The sequence below is a fragment of the Gryllotalpicola sp. CP2-P1 genome (genome assembly GCF_057512245.1).
The window spans coordinates 1-2,586 of sequence record NZ_JBLRDT010000271.1 but is presented as its reverse complement, the minus strand read 5'-3'; the positions used below and the strand labels follow the sequence as shown (position 1 = coordinate 2,586).

Annotated in this window: 3 protein-coding genes; 1 reads left to right on the top strand and 2 read right to left on the bottom strand. The window is 70.3% G+C overall.

Going from position 1 to position 2,586, the window contains the following annotated elements:
• The coding region (locus ACM2XV_RS14070) for an aminotransferase class V-fold PLP-dependent enzyme (protein ID WP_487027382.1) at positions 1-476 on the top strand (476 nt) is incomplete at its 5' end.
• A gap of 53 nt (positions 477-529) precedes the next feature.
• Here ACM2XV_RS14070 and ACM2XV_RS14065 read toward each other — a convergent pair.
• The gene (locus ACM2XV_RS14065; RefSeq protein ID WP_487027381.1) at positions 530-1,816 is read right to left on the bottom strand and encodes a YibE/F family protein; all 1,287 of its coding nucleotides are present in this window, start codon (positions 1,814-1,816) and stop codon (positions 530-532) included.
• 37 nt (positions 1,817-1,853) lie between these two features.
• Positions 1,854-2,586: carbohydrate ABC transporter permease (locus tag ACM2XV_RS14060; protein WP_487027380.1), on the bottom strand; the 733-nt coding region annotated here is incomplete at its 5' end.

The window sequence follows — 2,586 nt, the reverse complement described above, 5'->3', positions numbered from 1 at the left end:
AGCTCGAGCGTGAGCGCCGGTCGTCACAAACGCGCGCTTCGGGTGGCCCGGGGCCGGACTTCGTGACGACCGCGCGCGCCCCAGCCACCGGGTCGTCACAAACGCGCGCTCAGAACGACGCATTCGCCGACTTCGTGACGACCGTGCTTCGGCAGCTGCCCGGGGCGCGGCTCACGGGGCACCCGACCCAGCGCCTGTCCCGCCACGCGTCGTTCGTGATCCCCGGCGTGAACGGCGAGACCGTGCTGCTTGAGCTCGAGCGGCGCGCGGTGATCGCCTCGGCGGGCTCGGCCTGCGCGGCGGGCCGCACAGAGCCGTCGCACGTGCTGCTCGCCCTCGGGTACACGGCCGACGAGGCATCCGCCGCTCTCAGATTCAGCTGGACCGCGGAGGTCACGGCAGAGGAGCTGGCCGAGGCGGCGAGTGCCCTGGCCGCTGCGGTGGCCGCCGCGAACGGTTCCGTGAGACGACAGTAGATTCCGGAATCGCGCGCTGTTTCGGAATCTCGAGTCGTCTCACGCGGCGCGCCTCAGTCGGCGCCCCACGGGTCCTCCGGCATTCGCAGGAGTTCGCTGGCCGCTCGGCGCTCGGCGCTCGGCTCGCGCAGCGGCAGCGCACCGACCGCGTCGGCGACCACAAGCGCCCCGATCGCAGTCGTAACGGGCATTGCGAGCACGAGCGCGAGACCGCCGACGAGGGCGCGGGCGATCTCCTGTGCGACGTCTTCCGCGGTCAGGAAGTCCCGCGCGGTTCCCCCGTACAGCTGCACCGCGACGATGAGGACGAGCGCGGTGCCGAGATACGCGAACACGAGCGTGTAAACCGTCGACGCCACGTGGTCGCGCCCGATGCGCATCGCTCGCCAGAACAGCTCCCAACGCGACATCGTCGGCGACGCCGCGCGCAGTTCCCACAGGGCGGACGCCTGGGTCACGGTGACGTCGTTGAGAGTGCCGAGACCGGCCAGGATCACCGAGGCGACGACGAGGTGCTGCACGTCGACCCACGGCACGTTCATGCTGAGCAACTCGCCCGACTCGTCGCCGAGGCCGCCGAGCCGCCAGCCGATGACGCCGATCCAGGCGAAAAGCGTCGAAAGCCCGACGCCGATCAGGGCGCCAGCGAGCGCGACTGACGTGCGCATCGAGAAGCCATGCGTGATGTAGAGCATCACGATGAGGATCAGCGTGGATGCCGCAAGCGCGACGGGCACGGCCGGTTCCCCGCTGAGCAGCGCCGGTATCAGGAACCCGACCACCGCGACCGCTGCGAAGGCGAGACTGACGAGCGCCATCAGTCCGCGCCGCCAGGCCACCACGACGACGGCAACGCCGAAGAGCACCGCGAACCACACCATCGACGAACCGCGATCGGCCCGGTAGAACGACAGCGGAAGCTGGGAATCCTTGCCCTTCACCCCGCTTGAATCAAGCAGCAACACGCGATCGTCCGGCCGGAGCCCCGTGGAGATCGCGTCGGCGTTCAGGCTGATGTTCTGCGTCGTGCCGGCGCTCGGCCCGTCCAGCACGTGCACAGCCGAGTCGCCGCAGATACCGGCATCCGATTCGCTCCCGGAGCACGCGAGGTTGACCGAGAGCAGCTCGCCGTGCACGACCTTCGTGCCGCTGACCGCGAACGGCACGAGCGCGCGCACACTGTCGACGCGGTCGGCGTCTGGCCACCAGCGCAGCACCCCGAGCACGGCCGCGGCGCCGCACACGGCGATGAGCGCAAGAACCACGAGCTTCGGCCAACGTCGCAGAGGCAGTCGGGTTGGCGCCGCCTCGGGGTGCGTGTGCGAGTGCCTGTTCGTCATACCGCCACGGTAGGCGGAACCCGCATGCGCCAGCCCCTCAGCGGGCGCTCAGCGCTCCACCCACCCCGCCGAGGCTGAAGTAGCGGTTCAGCAGCGCGAAGATCAGCACGGGCGGAACGGCGATGAGCACCGCGAAGATCGGCGACCGCCCCGCCGCCTGCAGCCCGATGCCGACCGTGTAGTTGGCGTTGGAGCGGATGAAGGTGAACGCCGCGAGGTAGTCGTTCCAGACGAAGAGGAACACGAAGATCGCCGTCGACAGGATCGCGGGCAGGCAGTTGCGCAGCACCACGCGGAAGAAGGCGCCGAGGACGGAGCATCCATCGAGCCACGCCGCCTCTTCGAGCTCGATCGGAACCGTGGCGATGTAGGCCGAGAGCATCCAGATCGCGACCGAGAGCGACAGCCCGACATAGACCAGGCCGAGGCCGAACAGGTCGTCGATGAGGTGCACCCTCGCGAGCAGCAGGAACAGCGGGACGAGCGTCAGCACGGCAGGGAACGACTGCAGCAGGAAGATGACCAGGGCAAAGCCCGAGACGGCTCGACCGCGGCCGCGCGCGAGCACGTAGCCGGCAGGCGCGCCGAGAACCACGCAGACCACGACGGTTCCGAGTGCGAGCGCCAGGCTGTTCTCGAACCAGCCGAGCGCGGGGCCGGTCAGGGTGGCGCTGAGCTGCCGCCAGAGCATCGCGGCCCACGCCTCGGCGCCGCCCGGCGCGCCCGGCGCGCTCAGCCCGAGCGCGCTCGAGACGGTGCCGGCCAGGGGC